Source organism: Amycolatopsis sp. VS8301801F10 (genome assembly GCF_046195355.1).
Lineage (GTDB): Bacteria > Actinomycetota > Actinomycetes > Mycobacteriales > Pseudonocardiaceae > Amycolatopsis.
In genome coordinates this window covers 3,676,318-3,697,735 of the sequence record NZ_CP176065.1, presented here as the reverse complement: position 1 = coordinate 3,697,735, position 21,418 = coordinate 3,676,318, and the positions used below count along the sequence as shown (strand labels likewise).

Sequence of the window (21,418 nt, the reverse complement as noted above, 5' to 3'; positions counted from 1 at the left end):
CAGGCACCGCCCGAAAGCTTCAGGAGTTCCCGCGCCCGCGACGACGGAGCACCCGTCGCGCCAGCGTCTTGCTGCCGTTGAAGAAGTCGTTGAACCGGTCGAGCCGCCACACGGCTCGGAGAACGAACGGCTGCAGCAGCAGCGACATCGACGGCGAGTACTTCGCGGTGTCCGACCAGATGCCGGCGAGGTCGTCCGGCATCTCGCCGTCGACGATGTAGTCGGCGAGCTGATGCGCCACGTACGGCACCTGACAGAGGCCGTGGCCGTTGCAGGCCATCGAGTAGAAGACGTTGTCGCCCACCTGCCCGGCGATCGACAGCCAGTCCGGGCTGATGCCGATCCACCCGCCCCAGGCCCGCTCGATGGCCACGTCGGACAGCGACGGGAACCGATTCGCCAGGTCCTTCCCCATGTCCTGCACGACAATCGGGTCCGGGACCCGGTCCGGGAGCGGAAAGGTCCGGCCACGCTGCGCTTGGCGCACCCCGCAGACGATGGTGTTGCGCTCGGTGAGCCGGTAGTGGGTCATCAGCTGGTGCTGGGTGATGATGCCGGACCGGCTGGTCCAGCCCAGCTCGGCGAGCCGCTCCGGCGCGATGGGTTCCGACTCGGCCTCGATGACGTACAGCGGTGTCGCGAGGTTCTTGGGCGTGATGTCCCACTCGCCGCCGTAGACGTTGGTCGCGAGCACCACCTTGTTGGCCCGCACGGTGCCGTGCGGTGTCGTGATCTCGACGATGCGGCCGGTCCGCCGGACATCGCTCACCCGCGACTGCTCGAAGACCCTGGCCGAGGAGGCGAGCAGCGCGCGGCGCACTCCGCGAGCGAGCTTGCCCGGGTTCAGCATCCCGCCGATGGATTCCCGCATCCCGCCCACGAAGCCGGCGGGGAGGCCGAGTTCCTCCCGGCTGCCGACAGTCCCCTGCCCGCCGAAGGAACGCAGGATCGCCGCCTGAGTGCGCACCCTGAGCATCATGAGGGGCGAGACCGCACCCCACACCAGGCCATTCGGCACATAGTCGCAGTCGATGTCGTGCCTTTTGATGAGGTCTTCCACGTAATGACCCGCGTGTTCGGCCAGCTTGACCATGACCGGCATCTTCTTCGGGGACTGGACGCTGAGCATCCGCAGGTCGCCACCCGGCGCCCCGGCGATCTGACCGCCGTTGCGCGAGGCTGAGCCGTAGCCGCAGAACTCGGCCTCCAGCAGGACCACGTCCTGGTCACGCTCCGCGAGGCGCAGCGCAGCCGCCATGCCGCCCATGCCGCCGCCGATGACAGCGACGTCACAGGTGAGTTCACCGTCCAGCGCGGGCCGCACGTCGTCCGGCCGGTCGATCCAGCCGCTGAAGTTGCTGTATTTCGTGCCGTCGGTCCTCATGCTGTCCCGATTTCCTTCTAGGGGGTGTCTGCCCTGCTTCACGCTCGGCGCCAAGGCATGGCGGTTGCCTCGTACCTCATTCTCGTCAGCCACGACCGCGGCGAAAACGACACTGAGCACCTGCTTCCGCGGGGGACGGTGCACGGTGCACCCGGCTCCGGCCGCGAGGAAACGCCATGACGGCTGAGGCGCCAGACACCGACGGCATCAGCAGTTCATGGCGACCTGTCACGCCACCGCGATCCGCCAAGCAAGTTCAGGTGAAGAGATCGCCTAGGACAGTTCGCGGGCGGCCCGAAGAAGCGGAGGCGACAGGACCCAGAGGATCTCGCTCACCGTCGTGCCGGGATTGTCGAATTGGTGAAATGTGTCGCCGGAAAACGACGTGGACACGCCAGCGGACAGCATCCGGGTCTCGCCCCCGACGATCAGGCGGGTGGAGCCGCGCAGCCCCAGCGCGAAAATCGTCGTGCCCTCGAGCCGATAGGGACCGCCGGTCCCCCCGCCGGGTTCGACCACCGAGCGGAAGACTTGAAAGGCGGTGCTGCCGGCGGGCGTGAGGACGTATTCGGCCACGCCTTCGCCGCCCATGTCGATCCGGCTTCCCCCGGTCGGAACCTCCTCCTCCGGGTAGGAGAACAGTTCGCCCACGCCGATCCGCAGCACGTCGCAGATGCGCAGCAAGGTCGGGACCGAGACGCTGGTGAGCCCGCGCTCCAACTGGCTCAGGAATCCCTTCGTGAGCTCTGCCCGCGTCGCGACGTCCGACAAGGACATCCGGCGGCCGAGCCTGATCTCCCGCAACCGTGCTCCGGTGGACGCCTCGAGCCCGGCCGCTCCGGTGCCGCCCTTCGGCATCTTGCTCACCCCCGTCGAGGTCGCACGGTCGTCAGGCGACGTGCCGGATCGGCACGCCCCTCGTGTGCCCCGAGGCTAAGGCACGGATGGCCGAGGGCGGCTCGCGACCTCTCCGAAGAGACTGGCCTCGGGAGACGCCCATGCGCGCAGTTCTTTTCCGCGACCCGGACACGCCCGTCGAGCTCGTGGACGTCGGCCTGGCCGGTCCCCGGACGGGCGAAGTCCGGGTCCGCATCACCGCCAGCGTGTGCCGCTCGGAGCTTCATCTCGTACGCGGCGAGTGGGAGACGGCGAGCCGGTGCACCACTACCTGGGCGTCTCCTCGCGACCACCAGGCACAAACGCCGCACATACCGATTGCCGCAGGCGCGGTCCTTCGCAGCCAGGCAACCCACGGCGAGACCCGGTATCGCGTTGAGAACAAACGGCTGTCCCACCGCGGCAACGGCCTGCCCGACGAAAGCCCACCTGAAATCATCGCCCACCAGCCTCACAAACGCGCCTGCGGCAGTCAGAACCGCACCGAAAACCAAGGCAGGCCGGAGAAACCGGTCAAGCGCGATGCCCGCCGGGATGGCGAGAACTGCGTAATCAGCGGCAAAACCTGTGACAGCCAACCGATCCCGCTGACGGAAACACCGAAGTGCCGCGCGGCGTCCCCGGTCACCGGCGCGTAGTTCACGAACAACGACTGGCTCGCGGCCGCCAGAAGCCCGTAGGCGGGGAAAACCGCCCAGCGACTCATTTCGCGCTGATCAAGATGTGGCACCACCGTGGTGACGGCTTTGCGGAGAGGTCGGCACCTTCGGATTGCTTCCGTGCTGACACAACAGTGCTCCCTGCCGAACCGCTACTGCGACGAAGTTGGCTTCGCATAGATATCCGCCGCCTAACTCTTCGTCGAAAAACGCCCCTGCTCCTGCCTCGGATGCGACGGCTCCACGACCTCCCGCGCGACTACGCCGCCGACGAACACGCCGACCTCATGGCAACCACCCGGCGATGTCATGGACCGACGCGCCGCCGAAGTGCGCCTAGGATCTCCGGCTGTGGACGTGTCGCGCCGATCCAACGGGGTACCGCCGGCGGCCGCTGAGCTGGCTGAGCTCGCGGTCGCGCCGTCGTTGATCGTGCGCCACGGCCCGGACGGCGCCGAGGTTGTTGCCGCCAGCACGGCGTTCAGCGAGCTGCTCGGCCGTCCCGTTCCCACGGGTGCGTGCCTGAGCGAGCTGTTCCCAGAGCTGCCCGTCGACGCGCTCGCGTCCGGCAGCGGACCGCACAAGGTGTCTCTCGCCGGTGCTGGCGGCGATGTCGTCCACGCGGTCCTGCGCGTCGATCGGTTGCGATCCGAAGAGTGCGCCGGGCTGGTGCTCGTGCAGCTCGACGTCGCCGCGTCGCGCTCCCGTGCGGATCGTGCGCTCTGGGAAAGCGAGCAGATGATGCAGGCGATCGCGGACGCGGTCGACGCGCTCATCTACCTCAAGGGGGCCGACGGGCGTTACCTGCTGATCAACAGCTCGTTCGAGAAAGCCACCGGGGTCCGCCGGGAGGACGTCGTCGGGATGACCGACGACGACATCTTCGGCGCCCGGCTCGGCCGCACCTATCACGCCAACGACCAGCGCGTTCTCGACGCGGCCAGAAGCATGATGTTCGAGGAGCCGGTCCCGGGAGACACGATCTACCTGTCGACGAAGTTCCCGCTGATCGGCGAGGACGGCCGGCCGTACGCGGTCGGCGGCATCTCGACCGACATCACCGACCGCAGCCACGCCGAGCAGGCCGTTCGCCTCGCTCGCGACGAGGCGGAGCGCGCCAACGCGGCGAAGACGGAGTTCCTGTCCCGGATGAGCCACGAGCTGCGCACGCCGCTCAACTCGATCCTGGGTTTCGGGCAGCTGCTGGAACTGGACCTGCGGGGCGAGCAGGCCGACCGGGCGCACCGCATCGTGCAGGCGGGCCATCACCTGCTGAACCTCATCAACGAGGTCCTCGACATCACCACCACCGAGCACGTCGGGCTCGACGTCGAGGTCGAGCCGGTCGGCGCGGTCGAGGCCTTCCAGGAGGCGCTGGTCCTCGTGCGGCCGCTGGCGGAGGCCCGCGGGATCACCCTCGCCCGGGACTTCCACGGAGGCCTCGACACCGCCGTCGTGGCCAACCGGCGCCGGCTCGCGCAAGTGCTGCTGAACCTGCTCAGCAACGCGGTGAAATACAACCGCCCGGACGGCATGGTGACCGCGTCCTTCCGCGCCGGCGAAGGACGGATCCGGTTCCTCGTCACCGACACCGGCCGAGGGCTGACCGCCGAAGAGACCGAACGGGTCTTCGCCCCCTTCGAGCGCCTCGACGCCGGCGGGACCGAGGTGGAAGGGACCGGCTTGGGCCTGACCCTTTCCCGCGCCCTGGCCGAGGCAATGGGCGGAAGGCTGGGGGTCGAGCGAGCGAAACCGGGCCGCGGAAGCGTGTTCTTCCTCGAGCTGCCGATCGCCCCCGGCGTGCGGCCGCAGCACGACGCCGCGGACGCCGGGCCTGACGAGCCGCTCGCCGACCTGTCCTCGGTGCGCGTGCTCTACATCGAGGACGCCGACGCCAACGTCGAGCTCGTGAGAGGGGTGCTCGAGCGGCAGCGCGTCGCCGAGCTGGCCTGTGCGAGGACCGCGGCCGACGGCGTCGCGCTCGCACGCGTGGCCCGGCCCGACATCGTCCTGCTGGACCTGCACCTCCCGGATGCCGACGGAGAGACGGTCCTCGCCCGGCTCCGTGCCCAGCCGGAGACGGCGGCGATCCCGGTTGTCGTAGTGTCGGCCGATGCGCTCGGGCCGCGCATCACCCGGCTCGCCGAGGCCGGGGCGGCCGCGTATCTGACCAAGCCCGTCGACCTGCGTGCGCTCGTCCGCACGATCAGCGAACTGACCCAGGAGAGCCGCGGATGAACCTGGTGCGGGTGTTGCTCGCGGACGACCACCCCGTCTATCGCGACGGGCTGGCCGCCCAGCTGGGAAGCCGTCCCGAAATCGAGGTCGTCGGCGTGTCGGGGGACGGCGTGGGCGCGCTCGAACTGCTTCGCCGGACCGAACCTGACGTCGCAGTGCTCGACCTCATGCTCCCCGGGGCCGACGGAATCGAAATCATCGAGCAGTGCGTACGCGAGGGACTGCCGTCGCGATGCGTGATCGTCTCCGCCTACGAGGACAGCGCGACGGTCTACCGAGCCCTGGCCGCCGGCGCTCGCGCCTACCTGATGAAGGTCGTCTCCGGGGAAACTGTCGCCGAGACCGTTCTCGCGGTCGCCGGCGGGGCTACCGTCATCCCGCCCGAGCTGCAGACGGGCCTGGCCGAGGAACTCCGGCGACAGGCGCGGCGGCAAGAGCAGCCGCCGCTGACCGAACGCGAGCGCGACGTACTGCGGCTCGCCGCCGAAGGAACAGCGATCAAGGACATCGCCGCCGAACTCTTCGTCGGCGTGACGACGGTCAAGACTCATCTTCAGCACGCCTACGAGAAGCTCGGCGTGAACGATCGGGCGTCCGCGGTGGCCGCGGCGATCCGGCGCGGCCTGCTCGACTGATCCCCTGGCACCGGCTGCCTGGAGGATGCCTTCCTCCTCCGGACAGCCGGAGCGATCTCCTCCCGAAGACCGTCCGCCGGGATGACCCAGGTCACAACGGTCGCTCGTAGCGTTGTCCGCGGTGATCGACGGCACGCCCACCCCCAGCGGCCCGGTCGCCGGAACCGCATGCGCCGGTTCGCAGCGTCGCCGCCTAGTCGACGGCGGCCCGTCCGGTCGTGTCCGCCGCGGCCCGCCCGCAGCGGACGACCATGGCCATCCGAGGACTGCTCATGTCTGCCGATTCCTTCCCGGAGACCGAACACTCCGTCAGACCTCCGCTCCAGATCACCCGCACCGACGACCCCGCAGTGGTCAAGCAGGCCGCGACCCAGGACTACGCGACCCATGTCGTGCCGCTGACCGGCCGGGCAGGCCGCACGTCGCTGTCGATGGCGTGGCTGGCGACCTTCAGCGCGATGTTTTGGCTCTACGTAGCGGTTTCGGTGGCCCAAGCCGTCGGCCGCGCGAACGCCGTCATCGGCATGGTCCTCGCCTCAGTGGTCTTCGGACTCGTTCAGGCCGTGCTGGTCCGCTACGCCATCCGTTCCGGGCTCACCGTCGCTCTGCTGTCGCGGCGCCTGTTCGGTTACCTCGGCGGCGGCCTCGCCCCGCTCCTGCTCGGCGCCACCGCGATCTACTACGCGGTCTTCGAGGGCTCGGTGATCGCGGTCGCCCTGCAGCGGTGGTTCGCACCGGCCAGCGACATCCGCGTCTGGTACGCGATCGTGGTCCTTTATGCCGTCCCGCTCGTGATCGGCGGAGTCCAGCGCTGGCTCGACCGGCTCAACGGAGTGCTGCTCCCCCTCTATCTCGCCGGGCTGGTCGCGCTGGTGCTCGCCGCCGGCGTCCAGCACGGATTCGCGTCCGGCCTGGCCGCCACGCCGACGCCGGCCGGGCTCGCGCTTCCCGGCTGGGTCACCGCCTTCATGGTCTACATGGGGACCTGGGTCGTGATGATGTTCGCCGTCGACTACGCCCGCCTGGGACGCCCGGCGGACGCGCGGTTCCACTCGCGGGTCACCTTCGGAATCCCTTACTACTTGGGCACCTTCGTGCTCAACGGCGTCATCGGCATCTTCGTGACCACCGCCGTCCTGCCCGGGCGGGCGGCCTCGGAGACCGGTGTCATCGACGCGGTGCTCGGCACCCTCGGCGTCGCCGGGCTGGTGTTGATCCTCGTCAGCCAGACCAGGATCAACACGGCGAACTACTACGTCGCCTCGACGAACCTGGAGGCCTTCGGCGAACGAGCCCTGCGGCTGCGCTGGCCCCGGATCGCCTGGTCGGTGATCGCCGGCGTGATCGTCTTCGCCTTCATGCTCACCGACGTGCTGTCCTCTCTGCTGACCGCACTGGCGTGGCAGGGCGTGTTCGTCGTCGCCTGGGTCGCCATCGCCCTCGCCCACATCGCGCTGGCCCGAGGGGACCGCGACGGCGTCCCCGAGTTCCGCCCCGGACGGCTCCGCAACGTGCTGCCCGGCCTCGCGGCCTGGCTTCTCGCATCGCTGACCGGGATCGTGCTGACCGAATTCGGCCGTCCCGGCGCCTGGTACACGACCCTCGCGCCGGCGATCACCTGCATCCTCGCCGCGCTCCTGTACGCCGTCGGGTTGCGGGTCGGACGGTCGCCGTTGCTGCGTCGCGGCGACGACCCGCGCGACGAGGTCGACGACGCCTGGGGCGCCCGGATCCGGTGCCACGCCTGCCGGCTCTCCTACACCGCCATCGAGATGGACCGCGACCCGTCCGCCGGCCTGGCCGCGATCTGTGCGGGCTGCGCCGCGGAATCCGCCGACTTCGTCCGCGCCGCCCGTCGCGCCGGCGAACGCACTGCCTGACCGGCCGCTCCGAACACCTGCTGAAAGGACTGGACCAGTGCCCTACAAGATCACCGTCGACACCGGCGGCACCTTCACCGACGTGGTCGTGACCGACGACGACGGCCGCCTCACGATCGGCAAGGCGCCGACCCGCGAGCGAGCCTTCGACGGCGTGCGCGGAGGCGTCGAGGTCGCGGCTGCCGAATTGGGCATCACCGCCGAGCAGTTGCTCGCGGACACGGCCGTGTTCGTCTACTCGACGACCCGCTCGACCAACGCCATCCTCGAGGGCCGCACCGCCCGCACGGCGCTGCTGGTCACCGAGGGATTCCCGGACATCCTGGTGCTGCGCGAGGGCGGCAAGCACGACGGATTCGACCTCAGCGTGCGCTATCCCGAGCCCTACGTGCCCCGCGCGCTCACCCGCGAAATCCCGGAACGCATCGATTCCGAGGGCGACGTCGTGCGGCGCCTGGACGAGGACGCGGTCCGGGACATCCTCCGCCGGCTGCGCGCGCAGAACGTGGAAGCCGTCGCGGTCTGCCTGCTCTGGTCGATCGTCAACGGCGCGCACGAACGCCGGGTCGGCGAGCTGGTCTCCGAGGAGCTGCCCGGGGTCCCCTACACGCTCTCGCACGAGGTCAACCCGATCGTCCGGGAGTACCGGCGAGCCTCGACCGCCGCGATCGACGCCTCCCTCAAACCGATGATGAGCGCGCACCTGTCCGCCATCGCCGAGGATCTCGCCGGCGCCGGGTTCCGCGGGGAACTCATGGTCGCGACCTCGTTCGGCGGCGTGCTGCACCTGCCCGACGCCGCGGCCCGGCCCGTCGACACCGTCCGCTCCGGGCCCTCGATGGCCCCGGTGGCAGGGCTGACGTTCGCCCGCGCCGAGAACGACCGCCGCGACGTGATCGTCTGCGACACCGGCGGGACGAGCTTCGACGTCTCGCTCGTCCGGGCCGGGGCGGTCGCCTTCACCAACGAGACCTGGCTGGGCCCGAAGTATCTCGGGCACCTGACCGGAACGGCCTCGGTCGACATCCGCTCGATCGGATCCGGCGGCGGCTCGATCGCGTGGGTCGACGACGGCGGGCTCCTGCGCGTCGGCCCGCGCAGCGCGGGCGCCGATCCCGGCCCGGCCTGCTACGGCCGCGGCGGAACCGAGCCGACCGTCAGCGACGCCGCGTGCGTCCTGGGCTACCTCGACCCGGACACGTTCCTCGGCGGCCGCATGCCGCTCGACCGCGCCGCCGCCGACGCCGCGGTCGACGGACTCGCCGCGACGCTCGGGCTCAGCCGGGAGAAGACCGCGGAGTCCGTCCTGACCGTCGCGAACGAGCACATGGTCGGCGCGATCCAGGACATCACCATCAACGAGGGCGTCGATCCCGCGCGGGCGCTGGTCGTCGCAGGCGGTGGAGCCGCCGGTCTGGGAATCGCGGCGATCGTGCGCGCGCTCGGCTGTTCCTCGGTGCTGATGCCGCGATCGGCCGGCGCGCTCAGCGCGACCGGCGGGCAGTTCTCCGACATCGTCGCGGAGTTCACCGCCAGCCAGTTCGCCGACACCAGGGCCTGGGACTTCGAGGCGGTGAACAGCGTCCTCAAAGGACTCGACGAGCGCGCGGACGAGTTCGCCGCCGGACTGCGCGAGCGCGGCATCGACGGCATCGCCGTCGACCACCTCGTCGAGGCCCGCTACGCCTACCAGGTCTGGGAACTGGAAGTACCGGTCGGCGCCCAGATCGACGACGCCGACGGCCTAGCCGCGCTCCGGCAGGCCTTCGACGAGGCCCACGAGCGCGTCTTCGCGGTGAAGGAGCCCGGTGCGCCGGTGGAGTGCCTGACCTGGAAGGCACGGCTGCGCGCCCCGGTCGGAAGCCGCGCGGTCGCCGCGGTCACCGACCGCCGCGACGGCCTCGAAACCGTCCGCGCGGGCGCGGACCGCGTCAAACCCGCCTACTTCGACGGCGCGTGGCACGACACGACCGTCGTCGCCGGTGGGTCGCGCCCGCCCGGCACGGTCCTCGCGGGCCCGCTCATCGTCGAGGAACCGACCAGCACCCTCGTCGTGCCGCCTGGCGCCCGCCTGCACATCACGTCCGCCGGCAACTACCTCGTGGAGGTCTGACATGACATCCGGGAACCTCGACCCCGCTCAGATGGCGGTCATCGCCAACCGGCTCGACACGATCGTCCGCGAAATGACCAGCACGCTGCTGCGCGCCGGCCGCTCCTCGGTCATCGCCGTCGCACGGGACTTCTCCTGCTCGATCGTCACCGGCGAGGACGAACTGCTCGCCTCCGCCGAAGGTCTGCCGGTGCACATCTTCGGCGCGCATCTGCAGACCGCCGAACTGCGCCGCCGGCACCCCGACCTCCGCGACGGCGACGCCTACCTGGACAACGATCCCTACGTCGGCGGCTCGCACCACGCCGACCACACGATCATGGTGCCGGTGTTCGTCGGCGACACGCACCTCTTCACCGCCGTCGCCAAGTCCCACCAAGCCGACATCGGCAACAGCATGCCCACGACCTATTTCGCGATGGCGAAGGACGTCTACGAGGAAGGCGCCCTCAACTTCCCGTGCGTGCAGGTCCAGCGCGACCGCGAGGACATCTCCGACGTCATCGAGATGTGCCGCAGGCGGATCCGGGTGCCCGACCAGTGGTACGGCGACTACCTCGCGACGCTGGGCGCGGCACGGACCGGCGAACGCCGGCTCAAGGAACTCGTCGACGCCTACGGCCTGGAGCTGATCCGGCAGTTCGTCGCCGAATGGTTCGACTATTCCGAGCGCCGGATGACCGCGGCGATCTCGGCGCTGCCGTCCGGGCGCTACGTCCGGCGCGGGCAGCACGACAGCGTCGGGCCGCTGCCCCCGATCCCGCTCAAGGTGGACCTGACAGTGGACGCGGAGGCCGGACGGGTCACCATCGACCTGCGCGACAACCCCGACTGCGTTCCGGCCGGACTGAACATGACGCGCTCGACGGCGACGAACATGGCGATCGCCGGGCTGTTCAACAACATCGACCCGACCGTGCCGCACAACGCCGGGGCCTTCCGCCGCGTCGAGGTCCTCCTGCGCGAGAACTGCGTCGTCGGGATCCCCCGGCACCCGACCTCCGCCTCCATGGCCACCACGAACGTCGCGGACCGGCTGGTCAACCTCGCCCAGTCGGCCCTCGGCGAAGCCGGCACCGGCCACGGCGTCGCCGAGGGCGGCACCGGGATGGGCCCGGGCATGGGCGTCATCTCCGGGACCGACTGGCGGACCGGCATGCCGTTCGTGAACCAGATGTTCGTCGCCAACAACGGCGGACCCGCCTCGCGGGACTGCGACGGGTGGCTGACCTGGATCCTGCCGGTCTGCGCCGGCCTGCTGTACCGGGACTCGATCGAGATCAACGAGCAGAAGTACCCGGTCCAGTTCGACTACGTCCGCCTGCTTCCCGACTCCGGCGGACCCGGGAAGCACCGGGGGGCCAACGCGATGGAGCTGGCCTACACGGCCCGCGGGAACCCGGTCGATGTCGTGTGGACGCTCGACGCCCACGAATCGCCGCCGAACGGCATCCACGGCGGCGGGCCCGGCGCCACGGCCGCGGCCGCGCTCCGCCACGCGACCGGCGAGGTCACCGAACTTCCGGGCACCGGCGCGATCGCGCTCCAGCCGGGCCAGTACGTGCTCAACACGACCGCGGGCGGCGGCGGATTCGGCGACCCGCGCTCCCGCGACGCCGACGCGGTTCTCCACGACGTCGCCGAGGGCTACGTCAGCCGCGACGCCGCGGCAGAGGTGTACGGCGTGGTCATCGTGGGCGAGCAACCCCGGGTCGACCACGAGGCGACACAGCGACGGCGGGCCGCGCTGGGAGCAGGGTGAGCGCCGCGCCGTGGCCAACGACCCTCGCGGGATCGCTGTTGGCCACGGCGCGACCCACTTCGACTCCGATCTCGGCGCTTGCTTCGGTCTCGACTCCCGAGGAGGGATTTCCTGATGGCACTGGAAAGTTCACGCCTGGCCTTTGCCCGAGCCCAGCGCAGCATCGGCGGCGGGGTGGCGTCGGTTCTGCGCCTCGCGATGCGGCCGCATCCGCTCTACGTCCGCGAAGCACGCGGTGCGCACGTATGGGACCTCGACGGCGACCGCTACGTCGACTACGTGATGGCGTGGGGACCGATGCTCCTCGGCCACGGCGACCCCCGCATCGTCGAGGCAGCGTGCGCGGCCGCGGCCCGGATGCAGGTCGTCGGCACCGGCCACGAACTCGAATACCTCGCCGCGGAGGCGGTCCTGGACGCGGTGCCGCACGGGGAGCGGCTGCTGTGGAGCAACACCGGCACCGAGGCCGTTCAGGTGGCGTTGCGTCTGGCGCGGGCGGCGACGGGGCGGCGGCGGGTGGTGAAGTTCGCGAGGAGCTACCACGGCTGGCACGACAGCGTGTACGCCGGTCTTGCCGAGTCCGACGTCGACCGGGCTCCCGCACCGGCGTCCAAGGGCCAGACGCCCAGCGTGCTCGACGACCTCGTCGTGGCGCGCTTCAACGACGTCGCGATGGCCGAACGCCTGCTCGCCGAAGCCGCGGAACGCGACATCGCGGCGGTGCTCGTCGACCCGATCATGAGCAACGGCGGCGTCGAAGCCCCGTCGGCGGACTTCCTGCCCACGCTCCGGTCCCTGTGCGACCGCCACGGCGTCGTCCTCGTCTTCGACGAGGTGATCGCCGGGTTCCGGATCGCCCGGGGCGGCGCCGCCGAGAAATACCGCGTGCACCCGGACCTGTCCGTGTTCGGCAAAGCCGTCGCCGGAGGATTCACCCAAAGCGCCGTCGTCGGACGCGCGGACTTGATCGACCAGGTCACCACGGGTGTCGTCCACGCCGGGACCTTCAACGCCAATCCCGTCGCGTTGGCCGCGGTCGAGGCGACCATGCGCGCGCTCGCCGACCCCGAGGTCTACGAAACCCTCGAACGCGTTTCCTCGGAGTTCGAGCGCGCCGTCGGCTCCGTGCTCGCTTCCGCGCCGGGCCGGGGCAGCCTCAACCGGGTCGGCTCGCTCCTGCAGTACGTCCCCGACGGCGGCGCCACCGGCCTGCACGGAACCGGTGGCCTCTGGGGCCTGATCCTCGACGGGATGCTGCGCCGAGGCTTCCTGTTCCTGCCCTCGGGAAAAGTCTTCCTTTCCGCCGCCCACACCCCAGCCCACATCGAGGCGACCGCGGAGGCGCTCGACAAGGTGCTCCGCCGGCTGTAGCTCCGCCTATCTTGAGAAAGGGCCGCGGATGCCACCGCCGTCGTTGTCGTTCGAACCCTGCCCCTGACATCGTTCCTCGATCGCGCGGTCGCGCGGCGGTGGGTTCGTCGTGGGCACTCTGAACGGAGCGACAGCGCGGGCGGAAACCTCGCCCTGTCGATCTGCATCCGACCGGGCCGAAACCGGCCGAGCCATGCCGAGCTCGCTGGTCCTCGCGTATCCGGCGACGTCGAATGTCCAATCCGGACCGTCGTGGGACGTATTCGAGTTCGGTCGCCGACCGCTGGGCACGTACGTCCACAGTAGACGGACCTGCCGGCGGCCAGCGCATGGACATCCCGCCGTCGACCCGAGCGTCGTGCCGGTGACGTAGCCGGACGCGGGCGAGGCGAGGAAGAGCATCGCCGCGTCCAGCTCGTGTTGTTCTCCCCTCCGGGCGAGCGGGCTCGTGGAGCGGATGAACTCCGCCAGCCCCTCGCTCGGCACTTCCGCGGTCATCTCGCTCTGGAAGCAGCCCGGCGCGAGCGCGTTGACGCGAATTCCCTTGCGGCCGGACCACTGCTGAGCCAGGCCTTGCTCGCGGCGTACGCGGCTTGCGGGACAGAGGATTTGATCAGCCCCAGCACGCTGGCGACGTTCACGATGCTCGACCCCGGCCCCATCGCGCGGCCGCAACTCAGCGCTGCCCAGCTTAAGCCGGACGCTCTCACCCGGCCCCACGCTGCGAAGATCGAACGGCGTGTCCCGTTCCCACTCGTCCGCAGCATTCTTCGCCGGGCAAGCCAGCACTCCACGCACTGAGGCCTCGGGATCTTTCCCGTTGTCCACCAACGTCGGCGTGAAGACCAGCCGGCTCGGAATCGGCAGCGTCCAAGAAACCGGCGCCAATCCTGCGGCTGCTGCTCACCTCCTGCGTGGTGACGTTGGCGCTGAAGACGGCCGAGCCGATCCTGGCGGGCAGCACGGGAAGGCGCGGCGACACCGCAAGCGATGATCTGCGCGGGCAGGTCGATCAGTTCGGAGTGCTCGCACCACGGGCGCACGGTGATCGCGACGTGCCCGCCGGGGCGCAGCACGGCCGCACACCCGGTGAGGATGCGGGTGGACCCCGCCAGCAGGCGGTGGTGGCCGACATTGGCGAGGTTGCCGCGGTCGAGCGCGTTGCCGTAGCGGTGGTGGTACTTGTGCACCTTGCCGTCGCCGCTGGGTCGCCGGCGGTGACGGCTTGCCCGTGCGTGGACGGCCCGCGCGGGGGGTGAGGTCACCACGAGCGCGACCTGCCCGCGGTGCCGGCCGGCAGGAGGTGCGGCAGCTGGCGCGCGTCGCCGTGCACGACCTCGGCGTCGTGAACGTGGCCACGTTCGCGCGCGAGCTCGAGGTTGGCGCGGGTGACGGCGACCCCATGCGGCTCGTAGTCCAGGCCGACCGCGCAGGTCGGTCGTGCCGGTGTCGCCGAGTGCGTCGATGAGCGCACGTTCTGCCAGGTCACCATCGAGATCAACGACCAGCGGACCGTGGACGTCTCCATCGGCCTCAGCGCAGGCGAAAAGGCGAGACCGCGAAGTCCGCGGGCCAGGACTTGAAGATCGACTACGGGCAACTGCAGGACTTCGGCGACGGCAACGTCGACCTCAGCTCGCGACCGAAGGAGCCGGTCGACCACTGGGCTGGTCCGGACAATCCCCGCGGCCGCCAGGCATCCGTGGCAGCTCCGGGCACCAGCGGGCCGGTGCAATCGTTCGCTCCCCCTCCGCCACCATCGGCTCCGGCGCAGCACCACTCGCCGGCCACCGACGAGGCTGGGCTGCCGCGCTGTCAGCCTGCGGGTGTTCCCGGCGACGGGACAACCACAGCCGGATGGACACCGCCGGCATACGAGCGCCAGACCGGGCCGGGCTGGGTGCCTCCCACGCCGCCGAGCACCGGCGCAAGCGGCAACCCGTCGCCGGGATACGTCGCTGGCTTCGGCCCCACGGGCGGATTCGGGCCCACCGGCGGCCTGCGCGGAAACGGCCCGGGCGGTCTCGGCGGGAGCACGGGCGGCAGGGCCGGCGGGTCCGCCGGACCGGGCGCAGGCTCCGGTGCAGCCGAAGAGCCCGTCGCCCACGGAGGCGCGAACTCCGCCGCGGCCGGTGCCTCCCATGGCCCGGCTCACGCAACTCGCCCGGTGGTTCGCCTCACGTGAGGCTGCGACAGCTGCTGACTGAGCACAGGCAGCGACCCACGCGAGCAGGCACGCTCTGCCTTCCTTTCGCGGGGTTCACCGCTCCGTCCTTCAGCTTCTTCACTGCCGTCTTGTTCACCTGTATGGCACGCCCTCGCTTAGCGACAACCCCCTGTCGACCACAAGAAGTGCCTCAGGACGTGATCGGTGAACTCGATTGTTCGTCGAGCAGGCGTTGATCGCGAAGCATCTGAACCACAGTCCCGCCGATGGTTTTGAGGCGCTCGCAAGCAGTGTCGGCAGTATCGGGGGGCCGGTAGGTCACGCTGATCTCGACGGCGGCCGGCTCCGGGACGAGGACCTGCGCGCCGCACGTGGGCCTGTCAGTGCGCTTGGCCATGATGACTTTCTTTCCGCCGAGGTCCACGTCGGTGCCGACCAGCGAGGGGTAGTTCTCGCTGAAGTCGACGAGCATCTCGCGGTCCCACCGGACGAGGATCCCGACCGCGAAAGCATCCGAGGTCCAAAAGCAGTTGCGGGAGTTCGGTTCGGTGCCCGTCGGTTCGTGCACGAGTCCGTTGGCGGTCACCACGGATTGATCGAGGAACGAGCATGGGTCGGCGTCCCGCAGGGTCGCCGGAGCCGAGCTCGCGCTCACCGCTGATGTCGTGCTCGGCGCCGGTGTGCCGCTGCAACTGCTCACGGTCGCGGCAACCAGGGTCCCCGCCAGGACCACGATGCCAACTCGCCATATGGTGCCACAGCCGCACGTCATGAACACCCGCTCCTTCATCATGCGATCAGCGCTGCCGCGGCCAGGGTCCCCGATGCCGCCGGGACCGGTCCCGGTCGAGCCGCGGGCCTAGTGGTCGGTCGGCGGAAGCGCGTGATCGGCTGGCAGGCGCGCCCGAACGCCGATCGGGGTGCGCTCTGGCACCGAACAGGGCCGTCCTGGTGAGGAGGACGCAGTCGCAGCGAGCATCACGCTCCTCGACCCCGCATGCCCGCGCACGACTTGCTCGAGGACCTCCTCGACGGGATTACACAGCTGCCACTTGCTCTACGGCTCGTACTCTGACGACGAGAATGAAGACGACGAGGTGGAAAGGGATTTCGACGAAGCCGAGATAGAGGAACTCGCCGAACGACTCGATGACCAATTCGCAAAAGCGGTCCGGGCAGAACCGCAGCCAACCAGAACCGGCTGACCTGCTCTGGCGCGACAGCGGACACCGGCCAGGCTCCGGCAATCACCGCCGGAGCCGGTCTAAGCCCGTCGCGCCATTCCTCTCGGACCACCCGCGTCAACATCCGGGAACGTTTCGCTCCGACTCCGAACGCCTTTCGCAAAACCTCCGCCGAAACCGGACACTGATGCCGCGCACGATGCTCCGCGTCAACCTGTCGTGCCCGCTTCACCAAATCGGGATCAAGCTCAGCTGTTCATGACCGCCGGAAGCCCTGGTCGGTGCCGACAGGTCCACCGACGTCGCACCAACGGGCGGCCATCGCAAGATCGTCCGTGGCGAGACGAGCAACGTCAACCGCCGCCAGTTTGGCAGCAGTCGCGCCAGCGCCGACAACACAGCGCGATCAGCCCAGCGCAGATGTGGCCGCGTCACCTGACGCCGCAACACAGCCAGCTGATGACGCAGCACGAGGATCTCCATGCCCTCAGCGGCCGCAGGCCGCGCACACAGCACCAGCCACCCGTCAACCACCCGCCCACACGCCACGAACCAGCCGGTCAGAACCTATGACAGCGTCCCCGGCACCCACAGGCACCGCAACATCGCCAAGCGGAATGGTCGCCGAATTTCTCAATGACCGAACACTTCATCATTTCGTTCCATTATTTCGCGCACAGCCTTCGCGCGCCGAACAACTTCCGGCCACTGTGCACTGTTGAGGTACTCGGCGTCGGGGACGTCCCCGAGTTCGTCGATCAGCGGGCCGAGAATTTCACCGAGCTGCGCGAGAGGTACTTCCTCGTCGGCGTAGATCAATTCTCCGACGCAGCCCGGAGCAGGGGAGGGAAGTATCGGCGAGTCGTCGAAGAGAGAGTGCACTGCCAAGTCGAATTCATCGTAGTAATCCGGGCGCGGGAGTTCGTGCCGGATCCACACTCGTTCCTGGTACGCACGGTCCGACAAGCTGACGATCGCGGAGACGATCTGCGTCCTGATACCAGGGAAGCGAACTTCTTTCATGGCCGATTCCAGTACCTCCACGTGATCCACTCGTCGAGCGGAATATGAGCCTGCTCCCAAACATCAGTCACTTTTGTTCCCGGCGGGAAAACTTCGCCTCCCCGTCCGATGATCTTGCCGTTCTCGGTGACTCTAACATGATCGACCTGCTGCGAGGGATACTTGTGCGCCGGGTTTCCCTTGTCGATCCTGAGGGTCGTCCCCTTAGGGTTCGCCGGATCGAACCACCGCGTGCCGACACCCTTTTGGTTCGGAATTCCCTCACCCCAGTGGCCGGGGACGTTCTTCAGCTTGCTCTGGTCGATCCACGAACTGGCCCCCTTGCTGCCCGGTCCGGCTACCTTTCCGAGCCCCTTCGCGAGGCGGCCCAAGCCGCCGCCGAGGACCGGCCCGTTTTCGGGCCCGACAACGACCTTCCCGGGGTAGCGGCTGCTCTGCACAGTCAAGGCGTAGCCGCAGGTCCGCGGATCGAACTTGCAGTACGCCTTCAGATAGAAGGCCGGCAAGTCTTTGTCGTCAAGACTCGGCTTGCCAATGAAGTAGTCGATATTCTCGATCCATCGATCGAATCCAGCCGCGAAAGCGGTGCACGAGCCGACACCCAACCCTCCGGGCAAGGCGATGCCGTTGAGGTAGCAGACTCCGTCCGCCGTGATCAGCTGCGTCCCGTTTTCATAGGTGGCGGCATCGACATATTCTTCATCGGCCGGGCCGCCGCTGACGCGGTTTGCGCTTTCGACGCGATGCCGGTCGAGAAAATACTGCGCGGCACGCGCGGCCGCCTCTCCTGCCTTCACCGCGTCCTGGCCGGCTTCGACAGCAGCACGCCGAGCCACCCGCGCCGCATCGGCTGCCGCAACGGCAGAGGCCCGAGCCCAAGCGGCCGAGGTCCTCGCGGCAGCGGCGGAAGCCTCCGCAGCGCGGGCTGCTTGCTGAGCGGTGGCCGAGGCGTCGCGCGCGACCTTGGCGGAGGCGACGGCGTTCTTGGCCGATTCCTGTGCCTCGCGAGCGGATCGGCCTGCCGCCTCGGCGTAGCCGGCGGCGGCCGACGCGTGCCGTTCGGCTTGCGCCGCGTATCCGGCCGCCTCTGCGGCGGCGTTGCGAGCCAGTGCGGCAGCTTTTGCCGCGTTTGCGGCGGCTTCCTGCGCTTGCTGCGCGGCTTCGGACCTGTTCCGTGGTCCACTCGCCGTCCGGGTGGGTGGTCGTGCCGAGAGCGTGGACGTAACGGCTGCCGACCTCCCACACGAACAACACGTAGATCCGCTTCAAGGTGACTGCACAGTCGACCTGGAAGACGTCGCGGGCCAGCATCGTCGAGCCCCGTGTGCGCAGAAACTGCCGCAAGGTCGCGTCGTTCTGCCGGTCCGGCGCGGGAGGTATCCGCGCCCGCCGGTTCGTCGAAGAACCGACCTGGCGCCCAAGCTTGAGCAACTCACCTTGAATCCTCTTGTACCCCCAGTGCTGGCTCTCAGTGGCTATCCCGTTCGATCAACTCGGTGAGCGCCTCACCAACAGACGGACGACCCGCTCGGTGTGGATATGCCCACTTCCCGGCGACCAGACGCCGGTGCCAGCGCAGGATCGTGTTCGGGGTGACCAACCGGTGCAGCCGCAGCCCCGTGGGGCAGCCAACGCAGCGATCACTGCCAGGTCGGCCGAGTCCAGGCGAGGTTTCGGGTTGTTCCTGCGCAGCAAGGCCACCTCGTGGCGAGGCGCCAGCACCTCGACGTCCTTCCACGCCAACGAGCGCCCGAGCCACACCAGCAGACCCACCAGCCGGAGAAAGATCAGATACAACGAACGCAGCGTCACGGCTGACGATCACGCCCCGCCCGCCCCGTGCCTGTTTCTGCAAGTCGGGCGCATCAACCGATTTCTGGAACCCCACAGGCCGCGCGAAAGGGCTCGGCTGCCCGTTCGACCTTGGCGTAGCGGGCTTCCCAGTAGCCTGTTCCGCGGTCGAGGTACTTAGCCGTCGCCACGTCCGCTCCCACTGAACCGTCCAATGTTTCGCGCAGGATGTCCAGGTGACCGGCGTGGCGGTTGGTCTCGGCGAGGACGTGCACCAAGATGTTGAACAGCTTGACGTCTGGGCGAGGCCAGTGCGCGACGTGGCCGAGCGCGTCTATGGGCAACCCGGTGATTGTTTCGTCCGAGTGCGCGCTCACCCGCCGGTACCGGTCGATGATCTCCGCACGTGACTCGTCCGCCGAAACCCACTTGTCCGCGTCTTGCCCGGCCCCATCATTGTGACCGAGTACCGGTTCTTGGAAGGGCCGTCCGAACACATCGCCGAAGTATTGTGCCTCGGTCCTCGTCAAGTGTTTGACCAGTCCCAGCAGGTTCGTTCCGGTAGGGGTAAGCGGACGGCGCACATCATACTCGCAAAGTCCGTCGAGTTTCCAGACAATCACCTCTCTCGCCTCGCGGAGGTCACCGTGAAGGTATTCTTTTGCGAACTCATCGATCATGACACCCAGCATCCCAGTCAGTCCGGCGCGCCTTCGGGCAGGTGCGCTCGGAACTGATGCCATGATCCGCCCGGTTCGCGAACGCCGCCTCAACCCCGGACAACCCGGGCAACTGCGTACCAAACACGTCGATGCACACAACGTTTCACTTTCTGTTCAAGTCGGCGATCTCGAGTGCCCATTGCGGGGCGTTCGGTTGGCTTTGCATTCGGAACTTGATGAAGGATTGGAATGACCCAAACTTAGTGGCACTGCGCCAGCCCCTGCACAGTCTGCTGTCCGCCGGCGGCAACGGGGATATTGCTGAGGGGTGCGTCCGGTTGCAAACTGACGCACTCCAAGAGCGCCGCCTCGTCGATTGACCTTCTCCCGGTCATCCAGCGGAATCTGCGCGACAAGCAAGTTCTAGGTTGGAATCATGTAAGATGGAAGTCGCGTTCGAAGATGTTTGCGAAGTTCCCCCATTGCTAGAAGGGCCCCGGTGCATAGCGCACTAGTTCGATCTGGCCGCCCGGTGTCGTGCTCGCTTCCACGACCACGTCCTCCACGCCGTCGTAGGCGCGAAGCGCGGACTCTGGCTCGGCAACGCGACCCGGTATCCACGAGTCGAGACGGCTCAGATGAACGTGGACCCCGGCCTCGTCGGCGACGCGGTCGCCCGTGCGGTACCAGGCGTCGGTGTCGACGAGCCCGCGCTTGTCGTCGGAGGTGGCTGGACCGGTGAACCGTCCCCGATTGGCTCGGGGGCACAGGTAGCTGTCGAACCGCTGCGGGCCGCGCACCACCAGTTCCCCGTCGGCCGCGTCGATCTGAAACTCCAGGTGCGGGTACAACTCGCCGATTGGTACGGCCCCGTTGGACGTGGTCGGCCAATCCTGTCGCCGCTTAGGGAGCCGGTAGGCGGTCATGGCAACGGTGACTTCTGTCGGCCCGTGCAAGTCCTCCACCCCGCTGCTGGGTGCTGCGTCGCTCCACACGGCCGCCTAGCCGAGCGTGAGCTGCTCACCGGCGAACAGGCTGAAGCGCAGCGACGGCATACTTCCGGGAGTCAACAGAAACATCTGTGTATGGCGGCAACCCGGGCCAGCGCGTAGCGGCGGATGTTGAACTCGATTAACGGGTCTAAGTTCCCGTGGCGAATTGGCACGCCCTTGGGGACAGCCCGTGGAGCCGGAGGTGAAGAGCAGGTAAGCAAGGTCGTCTGGTGCCGCCGCCTAACCCGGGACGCCCTCGCGCCCCTGTTCACAGCGCGGCCCAGGCCGTAAGTCGACCCGCGGCCGCAGCAGAGGGATCGCGCTTCCACTTAGGCAGTCAGTCTCGGCGTCCGTGTCCGCCACGATAGTTCAGATCCGCCGAGCTTGCGATCTCGGCCAGACGCTCGGCGGGCGTGCCGCATCCAGTGGCACAACGACACCACCGATACGCAGGATGGCGAGGTAAGCGGCGTAAGTCCCAGCAACCGGTATGCGGGATGAGCGGATCTTGGCGGATCAGCCGTACGCGAATCGAAAATCTTGACTCCAATAGACATCCAAGTGCGGTTCGCGGCGCTCAGGCCTTCCGGCGTGCTTGCCCAGGTTCGACCTGACACTCCATGAAGCCGCCGACTCGGGGGCCTGGTACTGCCGCAGATG

The 21,418-nt window shown here is 68.8% G+C and carries 18 protein-coding genes; 8 read left to right on the top strand and 10 right to left on the bottom strand.

Annotated elements, in window-relative coordinates; genetic code table 11:
- Window positions 1-19: 19 nt before the first annotated feature.
- Window positions 20-1,384 (bottom strand): NAD(P)/FAD-dependent oxidoreductase, encoded by a 1,365-nt coding sequence (locus tag F9C11_RS17575; RefSeq protein ID WP_409185954.1) that lies wholly within the window; start codon window positions 1,382-1,384, stop codon window positions 20-22.
- A 273-nt stretch (window positions 1,385-1,657) separates the two neighbouring features.
- Window positions 1,658-2,242, bottom strand: coding sequence for a helix-turn-helix domain-containing protein (locus F9C11_RS17570; RefSeq protein WP_409185953.1), 585 nt, complete (start codon window positions 2,240-2,242; stop codon window positions 1,658-1,660).
- A 140-nt stretch (window positions 2,243-2,382) separates the two neighbouring features.
- Between F9C11_RS17570 and F9C11_RS17565 the strand changes: the two genes are divergently transcribed.
- From F9C11_RS17565 to F9C11_RS17535, 7 genes are all read left to right on the top strand, one after another.
- On the top strand, window positions 2,383-2,919 hold the full coding sequence (locus tag F9C11_RS17565; protein ID WP_409185952.1) for a hypothetical protein: 537 nt from the start codon (window positions 2,383-2,385) through the stop codon (window positions 2,917-2,919).
- 372 nt (window positions 2,920-3,291) lie between these two features.
- The gene (locus F9C11_RS17560) at window positions 3,292-5,178 is read left to right on the top strand and encodes an ATP-binding protein (protein ID WP_409185951.1); all 1,887 of its coding nucleotides are present in this window, start codon (window positions 3,292-3,294) and stop codon (window positions 5,176-5,178) included.
- Window positions 5,175-5,813 (top strand): response regulator, encoded by a 639-nt coding sequence (locus tag F9C11_RS17555; RefSeq protein WP_409185950.1) that lies wholly within the window; start codon window positions 5,175-5,177, stop codon window positions 5,811-5,813. Before F9C11_RS17560 ends, F9C11_RS17555 begins: the two co-directional genes overlap by 4 nt.
- A gap of 272 nt (window positions 5,814-6,085) precedes the next feature.
- The gene (locus F9C11_RS17550) at window positions 6,086-7,693 is read left to right on the top strand and encodes a purine-cytosine permease family protein (protein ID WP_409185949.1); all 1,608 of its coding nucleotides are present in this window, start codon (window positions 6,086-6,088) and stop codon (window positions 7,691-7,693) included.
- A gap of 37 nt (window positions 7,694-7,730) precedes the next feature.
- Window positions 7,731-9,806: a hydantoinase/oxoprolinase family protein gene (locus F9C11_RS17545; RefSeq protein WP_409185948.1), complete on the top strand. Its 2,076-nt coding sequence runs from the start codon at window positions 7,731-7,733 to the stop codon at window positions 9,804-9,806.
- Between the two features lies 1 nt (window position 9,807).
- Window positions 9,808-11,568 carry a hydantoinase B/oxoprolinase family protein gene (locus tag F9C11_RS17540; protein ID WP_409185947.1) on the top strand — a complete coding sequence of 587 codons (1,761 nt, stop codon included), beginning with the start codon at window positions 9,808-9,810 and terminating at the stop codon, window positions 11,566-11,568.
- 114 nt (window positions 11,569-11,682) lie between these two features.
- Window positions 11,683-12,939 (top strand): aspartate aminotransferase family protein, encoded by a 1,257-nt coding sequence (locus F9C11_RS17535; RefSeq protein ID WP_409185946.1) that lies wholly within the window; start codon window positions 11,683-11,685, stop codon window positions 12,937-12,939.
- Window positions 12,940-12,945: 6 nt separating this feature from the next.
- Here F9C11_RS17535 and F9C11_RS17530 read toward each other — a convergent pair whose 3' ends face one another.
- Window positions 12,946-13,827, bottom strand: coding sequence for an SDR family oxidoreductase (locus F9C11_RS17530; protein ID WP_409185945.1), 882 nt, complete (start codon window positions 13,825-13,827; stop codon window positions 12,946-12,948).
- A 29-nt stretch (window positions 13,828-13,856) separates the two neighbouring features.
- Between F9C11_RS17530 and F9C11_RS17525 the strand changes: the two genes are divergently transcribed.
- Window positions 13,857-14,198, top strand: a complete 342-nt coding sequence (locus F9C11_RS17525) for a hypothetical protein (RefSeq protein ID WP_409185944.1) — start codon at window positions 13,857-13,859, stop codon at window positions 14,196-14,198.
- A 2-nt stretch (window positions 14,199-14,200) separates the two neighbouring features.
- Here F9C11_RS17525 and F9C11_RS17520 read toward each other — a convergent pair whose 3' ends face one another.
- From F9C11_RS17520 to F9C11_RS17490, 7 genes are all read right to left on the bottom strand, one after another.
- A complete protein-coding gene (locus tag F9C11_RS17520) occupies window positions 14,201-14,467 on the bottom strand; it encodes a hypothetical protein (RefSeq protein ID WP_409185943.1) in 267 nt (88 codons plus the stop codon).
- 829 nt (window positions 14,468-15,296) lie between these two features.
- Entirely contained in the window at window positions 15,297-15,899 is a 603-nt protein-coding gene (locus tag F9C11_RS17515) for a DUF3558 family protein (RefSeq protein WP_409185942.1), read from the bottom strand.
- Between the two features lie 619 nt (window positions 15,900-16,518).
- Window positions 16,519-16,773, bottom strand: a complete 255-nt coding sequence (locus tag F9C11_RS17510; RefSeq protein WP_409185941.1) for a hypothetical protein — start codon at window positions 16,771-16,773, stop codon at window positions 16,519-16,521.
- A 150-nt stretch (window positions 16,774-16,923) separates the two neighbouring features.
- Complete coding sequence (locus tag F9C11_RS17505) at window positions 16,924-17,343, bottom strand: SCO4402 family protein (RefSeq protein WP_409185940.1); 420 nt, start codon at window positions 17,341-17,343, stop codon at window positions 16,924-16,926.
- A complete protein-coding gene (locus F9C11_RS17500; RefSeq protein WP_409185939.1) occupies window positions 17,310-18,149 on the bottom strand; it encodes a hypothetical protein in 840 nt (279 codons plus the stop codon). Before F9C11_RS17500 ends, F9C11_RS17505 begins: the two co-directional genes overlap by 34 nt.
- Before the next feature lie 1,029 nt (window positions 18,150-19,178).
- Window positions 19,179-19,784: a DinB family protein gene (locus tag F9C11_RS17495; protein WP_409185938.1), complete on the bottom strand. Its 606-nt coding sequence runs from the start codon at window positions 19,782-19,784 to the stop codon at window positions 19,179-19,181.
- A 467-nt stretch (window positions 19,785-20,251) separates the two neighbouring features.
- Window positions 20,252-20,692 (bottom strand): hypothetical protein, encoded by a 441-nt coding sequence (locus tag F9C11_RS17490; RefSeq protein WP_409185937.1) that lies wholly within the window; start codon window positions 20,690-20,692, stop codon window positions 20,252-20,254.
- Window positions 20,693-21,418: the final 726 nt, after the last annotated feature.

Excerpts from the sequence above, each read along its gene's own strand:
- F9C11_RS17510 (WP_409185941.1), bottom strand. The coding sequence starts at position 16,773 with ATGGAGATCCTCGTGCTGCGTCATCAGCTGGCTGTGTTGCGGCGTCAG.
- F9C11_RS17515 (WP_409185942.1), bottom strand. The coding sequence starts at position 15,899 with ATGATGAAGGAGCGGGTGTTCATGACGTGCGGCTGTGGCACCATATGG.
- F9C11_RS17490 (WP_409185937.1), bottom strand. The coding sequence starts at position 20,692 with ATGACCGCCTACCGGCTCCCTAAGCGGCGACAGGATTGGCCGACCACG.
- F9C11_RS17495 (WP_409185938.1), bottom strand. The coding sequence starts at position 19,784 with ATGATCGATGAGTTCGCAAAAGAATACCTTCACGGTGACCTCCGCGAG.
- F9C11_RS17575 (WP_409185954.1), bottom strand. The coding sequence starts at position 1,384 with ATGAGGACCGACGGCACGAAATACAGCAACTTCAGCGGCTGGATCGAC.
- F9C11_RS17565 (WP_409185952.1), top strand. The coding sequence starts at position 2,383 with ATGCGCGCAGTTCTTTTCCGCGACCCGGACACGCCCGTCGAGCTCGTG.
- F9C11_RS17555 (WP_409185950.1), top strand. The coding sequence starts at position 5,175 with ATGAACCTGGTGCGGGTGTTGCTCGCGGACGACCACCCCGTCTATCGC.
- F9C11_RS17570 (WP_409185953.1), bottom strand. The coding sequence starts at position 2,242 with ATGCCGAAGGGCGGCACCGGAGCGGCCGGGCTCGAGGCGTCCACCGGA.
- F9C11_RS17540 (WP_409185947.1), top strand. The coding sequence starts at position 9,808 with ATGACATCCGGGAACCTCGACCCCGCTCAGATGGCGGTCATCGCCAAC.
- F9C11_RS17550 (WP_409185949.1), top strand. The coding sequence starts at position 6,086 with ATGTCTGCCGATTCCTTCCCGGAGACCGAACACTCCGTCAGACCTCCG.
- F9C11_RS17520 (WP_409185943.1), bottom strand. The coding sequence starts at position 14,467 with ATGGAGACGTCCACGGTCCGCTGGTCGTTGATCTCGATGGTGACCTGG.
- F9C11_RS17535 (WP_409185946.1), top strand. The coding sequence starts at position 11,683 with ATGGCACTGGAAAGTTCACGCCTGGCCTTTGCCCGAGCCCAGCGCAGC.